The organism is Actinokineospora alba, from assembly GCF_004362515.1.
GTDB classification, from domain to species: domain Bacteria; phylum Actinomycetota; class Actinomycetes; order Mycobacteriales; family Pseudonocardiaceae; genus Actinokineospora; species Actinokineospora alba.
The window spans coordinates 3507055-3522218 of record NZ_SNXU01000001.1 but is presented as its reverse complement, the minus strand read 5'-3'; the positions used below and the strand labels follow the sequence as shown (position 1 = coordinate 3522218).

Below are 15164 nucleotides of genomic sequence, written 5' to 3'. Positions count from 1 at the left end.
GAATCCCTTTCGTGCTCAGGCGAACGGGGTCAGCTGTGCGAATGGGCGGGAGCCGGGCCGCCCAGCGGCTCCACCGGCGCGGGGACACCTGGCACGAGCGGCAAGGCGGGCAGTGCGGGCAGCGGAAGCGCGGGCAGCGGAAGCCTTGGCACCGGCAGGTTCGGCACGGCCGTGGGCAGCTTGCCGAGTTCGGGCAGCGCCACCGCGGCCGGGTCCACGTGCAGGATCGAGACCAGCCCGCTCATGCCCTCGTGCGTCTCGGAGTGGGAGAAAATGTGGCAGTGCAGCATCCACTTGCCCGGCTTGGTGGGGACGAACACGATGTCGTAGGTCTGCCCGACGCCGAGCAGGAGGGTGTCCATCCGCTGCGGGAACGGCAGCCGCTTCCCGTCCTGGGCGACGAGTTCGAAGAACCCGCCGTGCAGGTGCATCGGGTGGATCATCTCCGGACCGGTGCCGATGAGCCGGAACCGCACCCGTTCCCCGACCCGGGCGCGCAGCGGGGCCGTCGCCGGGAAGCTTTTGCCGTTGATGACGAACCCGAGCGCGCCGTCGCCGGTCATGATCCGGTAGTCGCGGTCGGCGGGGATGTCGCCGAGGCGGGGCACGATCTCCAGTGAGCCGTAGACGCCCTTGCTCTCCTGCTCACCGTGGTGATGCGAGTGGTACCAGTGGCTGCCGGTGCTGATCGCGGTCCACTCGTAGGTGTAGGTCGTGCCCGGCTCGATCGGCGGCTGCGTGAGCATCGGCACGCCGTCCTGGTCGTTGGGCAGATCCATGCCGTGCCAGTGCAAAGCGGTTTCCTCGGGCATGTCGTTCTTGACCACGAAACGCACCTTGTCGCCCTCGTTGACCCGGATCACCGGGCCCGGGATGAGACCGTTGATGCTGTAGCCGGCCTTGATCACGCCGGGCTTGGTCTCCCACTGCTTGGGGGCGATGGTCAGGTGGAAAACCTTTACCCCGTCGACGATGCGCCACTCCGCGAGGCGGGTGCCGTCACCGAGGTCGTCGCCGCCACCGGACTGCGCCTGCGCGGCGGCGGCGACCGGGGACACGTCGACGGGGAGCGACTCCTTGGCTGTGGGCGCCGAGGAACTCGAGATCAGCGTGCCGAGAAGGGCGATCACCGAGACCAGGGCGAAGGTGATGGCGGGTTTGGTGGCGAACCCGCGCGGCGACTGCGGAGAACTCATGGCTTTCCTTTTCGTCGACCGGTGGGTCGGGGAGCCGCCCGGAGGCGGCTCCCCGACCCGCTATCCGGCGGTTATGAACAATCGGTCGCGTAGGTGACCGGGTGCCGCTGGCGACAGGTCAACTGGTCGTTGACCGCGTTGCTGGGCGCGTTCTGGACCCAGCCCTCGTAGGCCAGCGGAATGGCGAGAACGCCCTGTCCGCCGAAACCGGCCCACTTGGTGATGGTTCCGTCGTTGACGGTGCCCTGGTTGCCGTCGAGCACCATCTTTCCGACAACGGCGGCGTCCTCAGGGTTGCCGTCGCCGTTCGGGTCGGGGTCGACCACGGCCAGCGTGTTGGCGAACTTGCTGGAGACGTAGGCGTAGTAGCCGCCGCCCTTCTTCGCCCCGTAGTTGATGCCGTGACATCCGGCGTCACACGGCAGCCACTTGACGATCTCGTCGGTCTTGGGGTCGATCACGGTGATGTTGGACGTCAACGTGTTCGCCACCAGGAGAGCCGAGTTGTCCGGTGCCACCGGCAGCTGGATCGGCAGACCGCCGAACGGTCCGGTGCCACCGGCGACCGGGTCGTAGCTGCCCCACAGGTTGATGCTCTTGTGCTTGGCCTTCGCACTGCCGTCGACACAGGCGTCTTCGTAGTTGGAGATACACGAGACGGTCGCGCCGAGGAAGTCGGCCATGTACGTCTTCTTGCCGTCCGGCGTCATGCCCGTGGCGATCGGCATCTCGCCGGTCTTCTCGTGCCTGATGTTGCCGGTCGGGATGTCGACCAGGGTCGCGTTGTAGGTGTTGACGTTCGGCGTCGCCATGATCTTGGCGTCACCGGTCATCCAGTGGGCGTGCGGGTGGGCGATCTTGCCGCCCGGCGCCTGCACCGGAAGACGTCGATCGATCCGGGTGCCGCCCGGTGCGATCTCCAGGACGGAGCCACCGCCGTTGATGGCCACGTGGAGCTGGTCGGTGTCGGTCCGGCTCATCACGTGCGATGGGTCGGGGCCGACTTCGAGCTGGCGGATGAACTTGCCGGTCTTGAGATCGTAGGTGTTCATCTCATCGCCGAACCACTCATTGCCGTAGAGGACAGTCTCGTTCTTGTCCGTCCACATGTTGTGGATGTTGTTCTGGTTGATCTCCGGCGCGGAGATCTTCTGCTCGACGTTCCAGGTCGCGGTGTCGACCTTGGTGATCGAGCCGGTCTTGGACTTCTCCGCGTACTCCTCCATCTGGGTCGCGATCCAGACGTCACCGACACCAGGCGTGGACGGCTTCTTGCCCAGGGCGGGCAGCTTCTTCGGGAAGCCGAACTTGCTCTTGAGGTACGAGTCGAGGCTGGGCACCAGTTCCGGCCTGCCCTTGTCGTCGTACATCAGGATCGGGGCGGGCGGGAACTGCGGGTTCCAGGTCCGCTCCTCGGTGTCGCTGAAGGTCTGCCAGTTGTCCTCCACCGTGATGACGAAGAACTTCTGGACCAGCTGGGCGATGATGTCGGCGTTCGACGGCACGCTCAGACCGCGAGCGTTGACGCCGAGCTTCTTGCCGAAGTCAAGGCCGAGCGTGAGCGGGTCGTCGACCACGACCGCACCCAGCATGTACGGGTGGATCTTGCAGGTGAACGCGTACAGACCGGGCTCGGTGAGCTGGTAGCTCGTCGCACCGACGAAGGCACCCGGCACGTCAGCCGGGAAACCCTTGGCGCCCTCGGGCCAGATGAGGCTCGTGGGCGTGTGCGCCGACTCGGCGTCCGGGTTGGCGATGTTGAAGTTCAACGTCACCGGGAGCTGCACGTCGTTCTCGGCGAAGGTCCGCAGGTCCTCCAGGAGGTCCTCCAGCTCGGGGCCGACCGGCAGGCTGTCCAGGGAGATAGGGGCGTCGGCCGGGAGGGCCTTCACCTGGCTGGTCAGCTGGTCGAGCAGCGAGTTCGCCTTGCTGATCCGCTGGTCGCCCGTGGGCAGCAGCTGGAAGATCGCCTGCCGCATGGCGTCGAGGTTGAACAGCGAGTTCGGGTCGACCCCGAGGTCGCCGAGCAACGGCAGGCCGCCCTTGCCGAGCACGCTGTTGACCTGGGTGATGTTGTCCAGGTTCAGCGTCTTGGCCGCGTCGAGACCGGCCAGGAGGCCGCCGCCGAGCAGCGGGACGGTGGTGCCGTCCAGCAGCGGGAGGCTGCCACCGCCGAGCAGCGGGAGATCACCCGTGCCCGGGAGGCCGCCGCCGAGACCCGGGAGCAGGCCGCCGACGTCGGGAAGAGCTCCGCCGCCACCACCGGGGAGACCCGGCAGGCCCGGCAGACCCGGAAGGCCGCCACCGCCACCGGGCAGGCCCGGAAGGCCCGCGCCGAGGTCGGGCAGACCCGGGAGCGCGCCGCCGCCGACACCGGGCAGCAGGCCGCCCACGTCCGGCAGACCGCCGCCACCGAGCAGCGGGATGCCCGACGGGTTCACCGACGGAACCCCGTTGAGCACGGAGCCCAGGTTCACCCGCGGCAGGACCGCCACGGCGAGCGACTGGCCGATCGACGGACCCAGGTTCAAGTTCGTGTCGAACCAGGAGCCGTTGGCGTCGGTCAGGTCGAACGACACCGGCAGCGGACCGACGCCGACCGGGGCGCCACCGGGGGCGCTGGTCGCGGTGCCACCGCCGCCACCGGGCGGCGGGGTCGCCGTCGGAGGCTGCGTGGCGGTGGGTGCCGTGGTGGACGTCGGGGGCACCGTGGTCGTGGTGGGCGAGGGTCCACCACTTTCGACGACGACCCGGCCCACCATGTCGGGGTGGAACTTGCACCGGTAGTCGACGGTGCCCGGGCCGGTGAAGGTGAACGAGTAGGACGCTCCCGGACCGAGGTCCGGCGAGTTGAGCGGTCCGCCCGTCACGCTGTGGATCACCGAGTCCGAGTTGGACCAGGTGACGGTGTCCCCGACGGCGACGGTCATCGACGCCGGGTTGTACTGCAGGTTCTGCATTGTCACCGAGTGGGTCGCCGCCAGGGCAGGGGACGGGACCGCGGCGCCCAGAATGCCGAGCGCGAGGACTGACGACGCGGCGATGAACCGTGTCGTCCGGGAGCGGCGCGGGGCGCCCCTCCCGGACGGGAACATACGCGGCGAATAATGACGCGACGAGCGCATGCCATTCCCTTCTTATCGGGTTCGGGTAGCGCGATCCCGCGCAGGGTGAGATCGCGCTACCCGAACCGGGGAGGTGGAACGAATTGCCGCCTCTGCCGATCGACAAAGACACGGCGAGAACTCACCGGGGCACCGGGGTGCCTTTCGGTGGGTCCTTGCCGTGCGAATCCTGTCGGCGAATTGATCGGGCATCGGGCCGGAGGTCTGCCATTGCGAGCTCCTGGGGGTGAACGGTACCGCCTTCTCAGGAATCCCGGAGAAGTGGGACCAAGTACCGCAATGAAGGATGTCCGGTTAATCTCTGCTTTGTTAACACGAGACGATCTTCCGATCACTCGGCCTCGACCAGGCGGGTGAGCGCAAGAATTTTCGGCCCACTTTCCACCTGATCGAACAATTGTTGTCCCGACCTTCGCGAGTGGTCGGACACACGCTCGTCAGCCTTGTTTTAGCAGGTCAGAGGCACAATCCTAAGTGACCGACCGGTAGCGAATGACGGGTATTTGCCTGTTCGGTTATCTACCCGGCAATGCGTTTTTTCGCCATCGGCGACACCTGAGAGCCACCTGAGAGACTTCTAAGAGAGACCTGAGAGGAGCCTTAAGCTGGGCAAATGTCCCCACCGCCGCCGACCGCGTGATCGACAGGGCGAAAGATTGCTTGAATGTTAATCGGCAGACCTGTGAGATAGGCCCCTCTAGCCAAGGCCGGATCTCTCGTGCCACCATCCGACCAGTCGTTTCGGCCGTCGCCCAGGGAGGACCCAAGTCGTGAGTGAGACCCAAGCGAAGGCAGTCGATGTCGTCGAGGACGACGTCGACAAAGAATCCACGACGGCCGCGGCGGCGGAGAACGTCGAGGAGTCCGAGTCGAAAGCCGTGGAATCGGATTCCACGGTGAGCCCGCCGCCGACGAAATCGCGAAAGCTCGCGGAAAAGACTTGGTGGCTGCCCTGGCTGTTGGGGGTGGCCGCGCTATTCGTCGCCGTGCTCGTGCTCACCGGCGCGTTCGACGGCGAGCCGGAACCCGAGGAACAGATCCGCGACCGACAGGCCGTACTGCCGAAAAGCACCCACACGGTCGTCTATGAGGTCAACGGCGTCGGCAAGTCCCCGGAGATCCGGTACGTCGTCGACGGGACCGCCCAGACCGAGAAGGTCGAGGGCGTGGACCTGCCGTGGCGCAAGGAAGTCCAGATCACCGTCGGCCCCGGCATCGGCATCGCGCAACTCCTCGCGGCCAACGCCGACGCGGACTCGATCTCCTGCTCGGTCAGCGTCGACGGCCAAGTGGTCAACCAGGGTGTGGCGCCCGGCCAGTACTCCAACGTGGCCTGCTCCGCGGTGATCCGCCCCAACCCGAAGTAAGGGAGCACGGACATGCGGTACCTGTCGCGTCCACGCGGTAGAGCTCACCTGTCGCCTGACCCGCGCACCGAGACAGCCGCGTCGTCCGTCCCCGTGCGTGCCCGGCGGTTCGGCGTGCTGCTGAGCCTCGTCGCCATGGTGTCCGGCGGTCTCCTGATGGGTGCGGGCGTCTCATCAGCCGCCGAGACGGTCGTGCTGGAAAGCTGCTCGGCCCGTGTGGTCGGCGCGCCCGGCCAGCCCATCGCGCTGCGGCCCTCGGCCGTCGAACCGCCGATCCTCGCCGCCCTGGCCCCGCTCGACCCGCTCGGCGTGACCCGGATCCTGTTCAAGCAGGTGTGGTCCACCCTGCCGCCGATCCCCATCGGCGCGGTGCCCGACACCGGCCAGGCGATGATCAACGGCGACGTGATCGCCAACGCGGTCACCACGCAGTTGCTGGGGCTGCCGGTCCTCTCCCCCGTCATCGGCACCCTGCTGCCGACGGTGTGGAGCACGATCGCCCAGACCTGCGGTGTCGTCGGCGAGGTGGCGGGCACCGCCATCGGCGCGAACCCGGGCACCCCGCCGCCCACCAACCCGGCCCCCGGAAGTCCGGGCTCGGCGCCGACGACCACAGTCCGTCCCGCCCCCGGAAAGCCAGGCGCCCCAGGCACTCCCGGCGCGCCGCCGTCGTACCACGAGTCCGGCCCGGCCGTGCCGCCCGGTGCGGCGCCGGAGCGTCCCGCGGGCTCGCCGGGAGGCTCGAACCAGGCGCTGGAGTACCCGGTCGAGTGGAAGACCAGGGCGCCGGGGCTCGGCCTGCCGCCCGAAGCCGTCGCCGTCCTCACCGCCCCGGCGGGCAACAGCCCGGTTCCCCAGTTCGGCCTGGCCGGGCAGGGCGACACGGCCGCGGACAACCGGACCACGGGCAGCGCGGTCCCGCTGCCCGCCGCCGCCCGCGGCCTGTCCTACGGCCCCATCGTGCTGGCCGCCCTGCTGATCGCCCTGGTGGCCGCCCAGACCGCCCGGACCATCGCGCTGCGCCGCTCGGCCCCGGCGGGGGCGTCCCGGCTGGGACTTCAGTGGCGGCAGCTGCGGATCCCGGTTCCCGTCGTGAAGCGGTGACCTCAGGCTCGGGGTGACCACACCACCGGCACGGCGTCCGTGCCGTGCTGGACGAAACCCCTTGCGCCGTAACGGAATGTCAGCTCCTGGCCAGGATCGAGCCGCAACCCGGGACAGCCGTCGAGCAGTGCGTCGACAGCCGCCCGGACCTCGATCCTGGCCAGCGGCGCGCCCACACAGTAGTGCGGTCCCAGCCCGAACCCGAGCTGGGCGGGCCGCCGTCGCACGTCGAACACCTCCGGCTCCGGGAACGCCTCCTCGTCGTAGTGCGCGGCGGCGATGCAGAAGTAGGCCATGCTCCCGGCGGCGATCGGCGTCCCCGCGATCTCGACGTCCTTGAGCACCAACCGATACAGCCCCGCGGACGGGTTGGCCCAGCGGAACGCCTCATCGATGGCGGGCTCGATCAGCGACCGGTCCGCGCGCACCTGGTCGAGGGCGTCGGGGTTGAGCAGCAGCGAGCTGATGGTCGCCGTCATCATCTGGATGGTCGTCTCGAACCCGCCCAGGATCAGCCCCACCACGGCGACCACACACGCCTCCAGCGAGAACTGGTCCTCGTCGAGGTGCGCCCGGATGATCTCGCCGAGCAGGTTGTCCTTCGGGTCGGCCAACTCCGCCTCGACCAGCGTCCGGGTGTAGTCGCTGAGCTCTTGGTAAGCCTGCATCCCCGGTGCCGCAAGCGCTTCCTCCATCGGCGAGCCCAACCAGCTCACGATCGTCCGCACCCACGCCAGCCCCTGGTCGCCGACGTCGTCGGGAATCCCCAACAAGTCCAGGAACACCTGCATCGGATACCGGGCGATGGCGTCCTCGACCAACTCGGCCCGCTCGCCTTCCAGCGAACCGAACGTCCGCACGGCGATGGGAACGATCCGCTCCTCGTAGCGTCGGCTCACCCCCGGGCTGAAGAACCGGTTGTGGATCCGCCGCTGCCGGGTGTGCTCGGCCCCGTCGTGCGCGATCATCGACGCCGCCATCGGACCCATGCCGTAGAACTGGGTGCCGAACGTCGCGGTGTCGCGCAGGGCGGCCGAGACATCCTTGTGGCGCAACACCAACGGCGCACCCATCCGCTGGTCGAACACCACCGGCACCTCCCGCCCCAGGGCGGCGAGCCTGCGCCCCAATGTCATCGGCGAGTCGAACTGGGCGGCGAACACACTCTCGGCAACGGTGATCATGGACGCCTCTCTCCCGGGCAACGGCACGCCGACTACATCGCCGCACCCACCCGAGATGTGACGTCACTGCGTGACGCCGGAGTCGCCCAGGGTCAATTTGCCCACGTAGTTGAGGGTCACCTCGGGGGTGAGCGGGTGGAACCGGCCCGCCCGGACGTCGCGGTAGGCCCGCTCCAGCGGGAAGCGCCGGAAGAAGGACCGCCCGCCCATGATGTCCATCGCCAGGTCCACGACCGCGATGGCCGAGATGACCGCGTGCCGCTTGGCGAGCATCACGGTGGCCAGCGTCGACGGCTCCAGCCCGTAGTCGTCCCCGAGTTCCTCGACGGCGCCCATCAGCGACCACCAGGCCGTGCGCAGGTGCGAGTCCATGAGCCCGATCTGCCGCTGGGCCTGCGGGTTCGCCCCAGCCACGGCCACGTCCCGCGCGGCGGCGGCGATGCCGAAGTAGGTCGCCCCGACCACCGGCGCGAAGTGGATGGCCGCGGCCATCAGGGGCACGCCGAACTCGCCGTAGGGCCGCCGTCCCGCGATCTTGTCGGCGGGCACGAACACGTCCTCGAGGACGACGTCGTGGCTCGCGGTGCCCCGCATCCCCAGCGTGTCCCACGTTTCCTCGATCCGGACCCCGTCGGCGGCGAACGGCACACTGAAGTGCAGCACCTCGTCGCCGAGCACCGCGGACGTCGCCACCACGGTCGCCGCGGGCGACTGGCTGCAGAACGCCTTGCGGCCGCTGACCCGGAACCCGCCGTCCACGGCCACCGCCGTCGTCGTCGGCCACAGCCAGTCCGACCCGCCGCTGGTCGCGATGACGATCCCCTCAGCCGCCACGCGGCGCAGCACCCCCTCGGCGTCCGGTGCCCCCTTGCGGCGGCGGAAACCCTGCATCAGGGTCAGGTACTGGTGCATGGCGCTGGCCAGCCCGGTCGCCCCGTCGTGCCGGGCCAACTCGGCCTGCGCGTAGAGCACCTGCCGCATCGTGGCGCCCAGCCCGCCCAGTTCCTCGGGCACGGACAACGCCAGATACCCCCGCTCCCGCATGACCGCGTACGCCTCGGAGACGAACGTGGCGTCCCGGTCGTGTTCCGCGGCGTGCGCGGCCGCGACAGCCCCGATGTCGGCGGCGAGCCCGACGAACTTGGCGTCGTCGGGGCGGATGGCGGTGGGGAACGAGCGGGTCTGGACCGGACGGTCGATGACGGTCATGGCGATACCTCCCATATCGGTGTCCGCCCAACGCTAGGAACGCCGCACGCGTCCAGGTAGTGCAGAAACTGAACCGCACCCGTAACGCTCCGGGTGTCCACGCGCGACTCCGAGGTATGCGGCCCTACGCCCAGTACTGCCCGATCGTCCGAGCGGTGGAAGCCCTCGGCGACCGCTGGACCCTGCTCATAGTCCGCGAGATGCTGACCGGCGCCACCCGCTTCAACGAGTTCTCGCGCGGCCTGCCCGGCCTCTCCCGGGCCCTGCTGTCCAGGCGGCTGCGGCAGCTGGAGAACGCGGGCATCGTCACCCACACGGACAGTGCCTACGCGCTGACCCAGGCGGGCGAGGACCTGCGCCCCCTCGTCTTCGGCCTGGCCGACTGGGGCGCCCGCCACGCCTTCGGCGACCCCAAACCGGAGGAACTGGACCCCGAGGTCCTGATGTGGTGGCTCCACGGCCGAGTGGACACCAGCGAACTCACCAAGCGAGCGGTGATCCAAATCGAGGTCGCCGACCGCTCCCGCGTCTTCTGGCTGGTCCTGGAACCCGGCGACGCCTCGGTCTGCTACACCGATCCGGGCTTCGACATCGACGCGGTTCTGGCGTCGGACATCGCAACCCTGTTCCGGGTGTGGGAGGGCGAGATCGACCTCACGGCGGCGGCCAAGACCGGAGCCCTCACCCTGACCGGTGCCCGCTGGATAGTCCGCGGTTTCCCCACCTGGCTCCAACTGAGCCCAGCGGCGCCGTACGTCCAAGCCGCCCAACTGGCCAAGGCCGGGGGCGGGTAGTCAGCCTTTGGGCGGCGGATGTTGCGACCAGCGACACCGTCACGGCCACCCGACGTACCCACAACCACGCCCCCACCTCGGCATGCTCATGGCTGGCCGTGGTCACCAGCCCGGCCCCCGCGACGAGACCTGCCGCCCCCAAGGCGAGCAGCAACCAGACACCCCGGTCCCCTATCTGTCGATCAGGCCACCCGCCAAGCAGGATTGTGGCCATCCGGTAGAGCGCGGCCGGTCGCCGGACCCCCGTAGTCAGGTCCACTCACCATGGCCCAGTTCACCCCTACACCCACTCGCCTTGTCTGCCTCCGGTCCACGTTTCGGCCGAGCCGCCGTACTGTGAGGCGAACGATCACGGAAGGACGACATGAGCGACACCAAGCGCACGGTTTCCATCGACCGGGTCAGCCTCGGCCGATACGAGGTCACCAACGTCCGCGGCGGCACCATCACCATCGGCGAGGGCAAGGACACCGACTTCACCCCCGTGGAACTCCTCCTCGCCGCCATCGGTGGCTGCACCGCCATCGACGTCGACTACATCACGAGCCGCCGAGCCGAACCCACCACCTTCACCATCACCACCACGGGCGACAAACTCCGCGACGCCGAACACGGCAACCACATGGACAACCTCGAAGTCACCTTCACCGTCCGGTTCCCCGAAGGTCGGGAAGGCGACACCGCCCGAGAAGCCCTCCCCCGCGCCGCCAAGCAGTCCCACGACCGCCTGTGCACCGTCAGCCGAACCGTCGAGGCAGGCACCCCGGTCCGCATCGAAGTCCGTTAGAGCACGAAAGACGCGATCATGTGACCGATCTGGCGGATGTCGGCCCGCCCCTTGAACTCCAGCCGCACCTTGCCGAGCCCGCTGAACCACAGATCAAGCTCGGCGTCGAGGTCGAAGGTCCCGGCGGTCTCGATGGAGAACGCCTGGATCTTGCTGTACGGCAGGGAAGTGAAGTCCCGCTTCTTCCCGGTGATCCCCTGGACGTTCACCGCGATCAGCCGCTTGTTGGTGAACACGACGAAGTCCCTGGCGCCCTTGAAGCAGAGGGCGATCTCCTCACCGGCGATGATGATCGGGGCAACTGAGGGAGCGATATCCCTTGGGTCGCAGGGAGACAGCCTGAACACGGAGCTCTTCTCGAAATCGATCATGAGCCCATGCTAGTTCAAGACGGCTGGACACCCGGCTCGTCAGCGAACGTCAATCCCAACTCCGCCAACGACTCCCGCATCACGATAACCGCCTTCGGCCCCAGCCCATGCAGCGCGGCAACCTCCACGGCACTCACCTGCGCGAACTGCTCCACTGTCGAGAATCCAGCAGCTGCGAACGCTCGCAGCGCCGGTTTGCCTACCCTGCCTGGAATCTCGGCCATTCCACACCCTTCGCCGTCACCCAAAACGATCATCAGGCCGTCAGCGAACACCTGCGCTCAGCTTGTCAGGGGCTGACCGAGCGTTCGTGGTCAAGGTTGTCCAACCGGCCACGGACGGCCGACTGGGTATCCCGACCGGCATCAAGTTGAGGCTTGGCTGGACCGGGTTGGCCTCCAGATGGCGCCGCGCGCGGAAGTAGTTCCGAAGCCGTCGAATCGGGAACCAGGACAGGGGTGCGAGCAGCAGCCCGAAGATCCCCGACACGATGATTTGTTCGGTGAATTTCCCGCCGCCGTAGCCCATGAATTCGGCCCACAACATGACCAGGCTGCCGAGCAGCGAGGACAGGCAGAATCCGGCCACTACCACCAACTGGACCGTGCCCTTCAATTCCGCCGGACGCCACTGGGCGGGATTGCGGCGGCGCCGCGCTCGGTGCGACAGATTCAGGTTGAGTACATGCATGCGAGCGGTCCTCGCGGCCTCCCACTTCGCCACCCGAGCGCCCCTGCTTTCCACGTAGGCCTCCGGATCGACGAGTTCGTCGCACACGATGCGGCGCTGCTCGATGACTGCGACCGCCCGGCGGCCGTCCCGCTCATCGACCGGAACGACCCATTGTCGGGTCGACCCGACCAGCCAGAGCGCCGGACCAGGCGACAGCGGCAGCCGCACCGACTCACCCAGAATGTCTGTCGACGAATCAACGACCACCTTGAGCGAGGATGCCTTGGCCAGCTCGCCCAATCCGACCACCCGCAGTTCGTCGAAGGACATCGCGGTCGCCGGCCCCCGCTTGAACCTGGACGAAAGGTGGTCCATCACCACGCGGTCATGCTGGACCCGCAACCGCGCCCGCTGGCCGCGGACCCGAAAGGGGATCTCAAGGCCGGAACGGATCAGGTCACCGGCGACCGGCCGGGTCATCACGAGAACGGCGAGTCTGTGCATGCTCCCACAGACGATGACGGTGGCGGCAAGGGTGAGCAGCCCGAGAACGAATCCGAACGACCCTTCCAAGTTCCTGTTGAAGGTGACCATTGAACCGAGTGCGACGAAGAAGTACCCCATCAGCGAGAACGCGCCAAGGATCCGCGTCCAGCTTCCGGAGGAACGCCGCCGAGCCACAAGCACAAAGGTGAGGGCCAGCCACCAGATCAGGCCTGCGGCGAGTGTCTCCCGCAACTCTCCGAGTGCGTAGACAACCGAATCATCGTGCACGACAGGCTCATTCACCAAGCCTGCCCAAAATCGCTCGGATCTTCGGTGGTCCCACGCCCTTAGCACGGCATAGATGACGTAGGGGATGACCAGGCCGATCACCATCAGGAAGATCGCCATTGCCCACCGTGCGGCCAAGGTCAGCATTCGAAGCGCGGAGGACACCCCAGCCGGGAGGCTCACAATGTCCCTTCGGCACGCCAGGGCTGCGTCTCGCTCACTGTTGACCCGTCAGATCCCCGCGCCTTGGTCCGTTCGCGCTCCCAGTGTTCGTCCCACTTCTCGTCCTTCTCCGCCTGCTTGGCTCGCGCGTCCGACTCGCGGTGGGTCTGGTCGCTGGTGGCCTGCACGGTGGCGTCGGCGATCAAGCCGGGAACCGTGGGAAGCGAAACCTCCACCCCGCCGATGGTGCCGGTTCGTTCAAACTTGTCACCTATCCGGTCCAGCATCGGGTTGTTGGATCCGAACTGGTCGCGATAGCCCATTTTCACGTACTTGCTGAGTGCAGGGTCGGCGGGGAGCGCCTTGCGAGCGGCCTTCAGCTCGTCGGCCCGCTTGCCCACGTTCTCGAGGATCTTCGGGTCCGCCTTGCCCGCGACCACTTTCTTGACGTCGCGCGCGTTCTTGCCCGCGACGTCCGCCACGTCCTGGACATATTTGCGGACGCCCTTGTCGAGTCCCTCGGTCGTGGACTTGAGGATGTTGCGTGACCGTTTGGCATCATCCGCGAAGCCGTCGAGCTTCTTGACGACCTTGGCCACCTTCTTCGCGTTCTTCCCAGCGAGGACCGCGCCTTCGACGACTGTGTCGGCGATGAACGCGGCCTGCGAGGCGCCGAACGTGATCGGCGTCAGGGCGCTGGCGGCGGCGAACTTGATGATCGCGTTCGACGCGAATTCGGAGATCGCGTCCCGAACGACCCCACGAACGACACCGACGACCTCGGCGGCCACAGTCACCGCGGCCGCCGCGTTCTGCGCGTGGGTGGCTCCTCCGGCGACGACCTGTGCGAAGTTGTTCACCGATGCCTGGTAAGCCGCGATCGCGGCCCCATTCGTCCCCGCGACGGCCTTCAACGAGTTCGTGTAGGCCTCGGCGGTCTGCTGCATCCGGGTGGCGATGTTGGTCCACGTCTGAGCCATCGCGGTGATGGCGTCCGGGTCACCCGCGAGGAAGTCCAAGGGCTCCTTGAGGAAGCCGATGTGCTCGATCAGCCAGCCGATGACGCCGGAGAGCACGGTGCCGAGGGGGTCCATCGCGAAGCCGAGGAGGTCGAGGCCGCCGCCGACCGCGTCACCCGCGAGCGCACCCCAGTCGCCCTTCATGCCGTCGTAGACGATGTTCGCGGCGCTGCCGAACAACCCGGAGCCGTCCCAGGACTGAGTCGGACTGTCAAAATTGGGGGGCTTGATGAGGTTGGCCGGAGACCAGTCCTCGGTCGCGTTGAGCGGGCTCTGTGGTTCGGTCATTTCCGCGCCTCAAGCTGCTTGAGGATCGCCTCGAACATGGCCGCAGACTCCTGGTCCCCGTTGGCATAGGCCTCGCGCATCTCTTTGAACCGCCCCGCCATCTCCTCCCCGGCTGCCTTCGTTTTGCCGACAAGCTCTACCGCGTCGTTGGTCCAGAGGTTGAGCGTCTGGGCGGCGAACATGCCGACGATGCCGAAGACGTCCGGATTCCAGAAGGAATCACCCGCGTCGGCGGCGTCGGGCATGTTGTCGAGCAAGGCCTTGAGTTCCCGCTCGTGCGCTTCGAGGACCTCCAGGTCGACTTGGAAACCACCGTCCGGCATTACTTGTCCCCCCTGCTCAACGGATCGCCCTGGTCGTAGTCGTTTTCGTCCTCGTCGGTCGCGCGGGCGGGCCTGGGCTGACGAATCGGCGCCTGCGGGGGCTGTTCGGCCGCCTCTTCCTCATTGAACTGCCGCAACACCGGCGCCGCGGGCGGCGGCTCGTCCGGCACCACCACCGGCGGCACCTGCTCGTGCAGAAACCGCATGGCATCAGTGTTGTCGCCGATGATCGGCGCCATGATCTCCGTGATCCGCTGCGTTGCCTGCGCCTGCGCCCGCCGCGCGGTAGCCATGACCAACGCCGCGAGCCGAGCCCGCGGCATCCCCTCGGCCTCCGCGCCGAACGACAGGTCGACCAAGGCCCCCGCCGCACTGACGGTCACCGTCACCGCGCCGTCCTGGCTGGTCGCTGACCCGGTCAGGTCCCGGATCTGCGTCTTCGCCTCTTCCGCTTTTTCAAGCAGCGCCGCCACGCGCTTCTCGTAGTCGGACAGGACGAGGTTGGGATCGGTGTTGGTCATGGCTGCTCCAGGTCAGCCCTCACCTGAGGGAGTTGACCAACCGAGGCACAGGCCGTCGACCGGACCCACCGCATCGGCCAGACCCGCAACGTCATGGTGTACCGGCTCATCGCCAAGGACACCATCGAGGAGAAGGTGATGCTCCTCAAGGCACGCAAAGCCGACCTGTTCACCAGCGTCATGGACGACGGCAACATGTTCGGCGCGAGTCTGGACGTGGAGGACATCCGCGAACTCTTCGCATAGGACGACTTGCCGAGCTGTCAAA

The 15164-nt window shown here is 67.7% G+C and carries 15 protein-coding genes; 5 read left to right on the top strand and 10 right to left on the bottom strand.

What is annotated here, in order from left to right:
- Positions 1 to 29 precede the first annotated feature (29 nt).
- Positions 30 to 1196: a multicopper oxidase family protein gene (locus C8E96_RS16200; protein ID WP_228770238.1), complete on the bottom strand. Its 1167-nt coding sequence runs from the start codon at positions 1194 to 1196 to the stop codon at positions 30 to 32.
- A 71-nt stretch (positions 1197 to 1267) separates the two neighbouring features.
- Entirely contained in the window at positions 1268 to 4291 is a 3024-nt protein-coding gene (locus C8E96_RS16195) for a cupredoxin domain-containing protein (protein ID WP_166658020.1), read from the bottom strand.
- Positions 4292 to 5091: 800 nt separating this feature from the next.
- Here C8E96_RS16195 and C8E96_RS16190 point away from each other — a divergent pair.
- Both C8E96_RS16190 and C8E96_RS16185 read left to right on the top strand, forming a co-directional pair.
- Positions 5092 to 5688, top strand: a complete 597-nt coding sequence (locus C8E96_RS16190) for an MmpS family transport accessory protein (protein WP_228770239.1) — start codon at positions 5092 to 5094, stop codon at positions 5686 to 5688.
- A gap of 12 nt (positions 5689 to 5700) precedes the next feature.
- The gene (locus tag C8E96_RS16185; RefSeq protein WP_133794507.1) at positions 5701 to 6792 is read left to right on the top strand and encodes a hypothetical protein; all 1092 of its coding nucleotides are present in this window, start codon (positions 5701 to 5703) and stop codon (positions 6790 to 6792) included.
- 2 nt (positions 6793 to 6794) lie between these two features.
- On the opposite strand, the gene C8E96_RS16180 is transcribed toward C8E96_RS16185, so the two are convergent.
- Together C8E96_RS16180 and C8E96_RS16175 are read right to left on the bottom strand one after the other, a co-directional pair.
- The gene (locus C8E96_RS16180; protein ID WP_091383034.1) at positions 6795 to 7976 is read right to left on the bottom strand and encodes a cytochrome P450; all 1182 of its coding nucleotides are present in this window, start codon (positions 7974 to 7976) and stop codon (positions 6795 to 6797) included.
- Between the two features lie 63 nt (positions 7977 to 8039).
- Positions 8040 to 9185, bottom strand: coding sequence for an acyl-CoA dehydrogenase family protein (locus C8E96_RS16175; RefSeq protein ID WP_166658019.1), 1146 nt, complete (start codon positions 9183 to 9185; stop codon positions 8040 to 8042).
- 116 nt (positions 9186 to 9301) lie between these two features.
- Between C8E96_RS16175 and C8E96_RS16170 the strand changes: the two genes are divergently transcribed.
- Both C8E96_RS16170 and C8E96_RS16165 read left to right on the top strand, forming a co-directional pair.
- Entirely contained in the window at positions 9302 to 9979 is a 678-nt protein-coding gene (locus C8E96_RS16170; RefSeq protein WP_091383039.1) for a winged helix-turn-helix transcriptional regulator, read from the top strand.
- Between the two features lie 364 nt (positions 9980 to 10343).
- Positions 10344 to 10766, top strand: coding sequence for an OsmC family protein (locus C8E96_RS16165; protein WP_091383040.1), 423 nt, complete (start codon positions 10344 to 10346; stop codon positions 10764 to 10766).
- Here the strand turns inward: C8E96_RS16165 and C8E96_RS16160 are convergent.
- Genes C8E96_RS16160 through C8E96_RS16135 form a run of 6 tightly spaced genes read right to left on the bottom strand, consistent with a single transcriptional unit; the run spans position 10763 to position 14896 of the window.
- Positions 10763 to 11137, bottom strand: coding sequence for a PH domain-containing protein (locus C8E96_RS16160; protein ID WP_091383042.1), 375 nt, complete (start codon positions 11135 to 11137; stop codon positions 10763 to 10765). The two genes, C8E96_RS16165 and C8E96_RS16160, sit on opposite strands and share 4 nt — an antisense overlap.
- 14 nt (positions 11138 to 11151) lie before the next feature.
- Complete coding sequence (locus C8E96_RS16155) at positions 11152 to 11412, bottom strand: helix-hairpin-helix domain-containing protein (RefSeq protein ID WP_228770240.1); 261 nt, start codon at positions 11410 to 11412, stop codon at positions 11152 to 11154.
- Positions 11402 to 12703: a hypothetical protein gene (locus C8E96_RS16150; RefSeq protein WP_091383045.1), complete on the bottom strand. Its 1302-nt coding sequence runs from the start codon at positions 12701 to 12703 to the stop codon at positions 11402 to 11404. The genes C8E96_RS16155 and C8E96_RS16150 overlap by 11 nt, the downstream gene beginning before the upstream one ends.
- Positions 12704 to 12762: 59 nt before the next feature.
- Complete coding sequence (locus C8E96_RS16145) at positions 12763 to 14052, bottom strand: hypothetical protein (RefSeq protein ID WP_091383046.1); 1290 nt, start codon at positions 14050 to 14052, stop codon at positions 12763 to 12765.
- Entirely contained in the window at positions 14049 to 14375 is a 327-nt protein-coding gene (locus C8E96_RS16140) for a hypothetical protein (protein WP_091383048.1), read from the bottom strand. Before C8E96_RS16140 ends, C8E96_RS16145 begins: the two co-directional genes overlap by 4 nt.
- A complete protein-coding gene (locus C8E96_RS16135; RefSeq protein ID WP_091383051.1) occupies positions 14375 to 14896 on the bottom strand; it encodes a YbaB/EbfC family nucleoid-associated protein in 522 nt (173 codons plus the stop codon). Before C8E96_RS16135 ends, C8E96_RS16140 begins: the two co-directional genes overlap by 1 nt.
- Before the next feature lie 93 nt (positions 14897 to 14989).
- Here C8E96_RS16135 and C8E96_RS16130 point away from each other — a divergent pair, with 93 nt between their 5' ends.
- Positions 14990 to 15142, top strand: a complete 153-nt coding sequence (locus tag C8E96_RS16130) for a hypothetical protein (protein ID WP_228770241.1) — start codon at positions 14990 to 14992, stop codon at positions 15140 to 15142.
- Positions 15143 to 15164 lie beyond the last annotated feature (22 nt).

Bases quoted from the DNA above. Each gene is read 5' to 3' on its own strand.
- C8E96_RS16160 (WP_091383042.1), bottom strand. From the start codon at position 11,137: ATGATCGATTTCGAGAAGAGCTCCGTGTTCAGGCTGTCTCCCTGCGAC.
- C8E96_RS16180 (WP_091383034.1), bottom strand. From the start codon at position 7,976: ATGATCACCGTTGCCGAGAGTGTGTTCGCCGCCCAGTTCGACTCGCCG.
- C8E96_RS16200 (WP_228770238.1), bottom strand. From the start codon at position 1,196: ATGAGTTCTCCGCAGTCGCCGCGCGGGTTCGCCACCAAACCCGCCATC.
- C8E96_RS16165 (WP_091383040.1), top strand. From the start codon at position 10,344: ATGAGCGACACCAAGCGCACGGTTTCCATCGACCGGGTCAGCCTCGGC.
- C8E96_RS16170 (WP_091383039.1), top strand. From the start codon at position 9,302: ATGCGGCCCTACGCCCAGTACTGCCCGATCGTCCGAGCGGTGGAAGCC.
- C8E96_RS16130 (WP_228770241.1), top strand. From the start codon at position 14,990: ATGGTGTACCGGCTCATCGCCAAGGACACCATCGAGGAGAAGGTGATG.
- C8E96_RS16150 (WP_091383045.1), bottom strand. From the start codon at position 12,703: ATGGCGATCTTCCTGATGGTGATCGGCCTGGTCATCCCCTACGTCATC.
- C8E96_RS16140 (WP_091383048.1), bottom strand. From the start codon at position 14,375: ATGCCGGACGGTGGTTTCCAAGTCGACCTGGAGGTCCTCGAAGCGCAC.
- C8E96_RS16175 (WP_166658019.1), bottom strand. From the start codon at position 9,185: ATGACCGTCATCGACCGTCCGGTCCAGACCCGCTCGTTCCCCACCGCC.
- C8E96_RS16135 (WP_091383051.1), bottom strand. From the start codon at position 14,896: ATGACCAACACCGATCCCAACCTCGTCCTGTCCGACTACGAGAAGCGC.
- C8E96_RS16195 (WP_166658020.1), bottom strand. From the start codon at position 4,291: ATGTTCCCGTCCGGGAGGGGCGCCCCGCGCCGCTCCCGGACGACACGG.
- C8E96_RS16145 (WP_091383046.1), bottom strand. From the start codon at position 14,052: ATGACCGAACCACAGAGCCCGCTCAACGCGACCGAGGACTGGTCTCCG.
- C8E96_RS16185 (WP_133794507.1), top strand. From the start codon at position 5,701: ATGCGGTACCTGTCGCGTCCACGCGGTAGAGCTCACCTGTCGCCTGAC.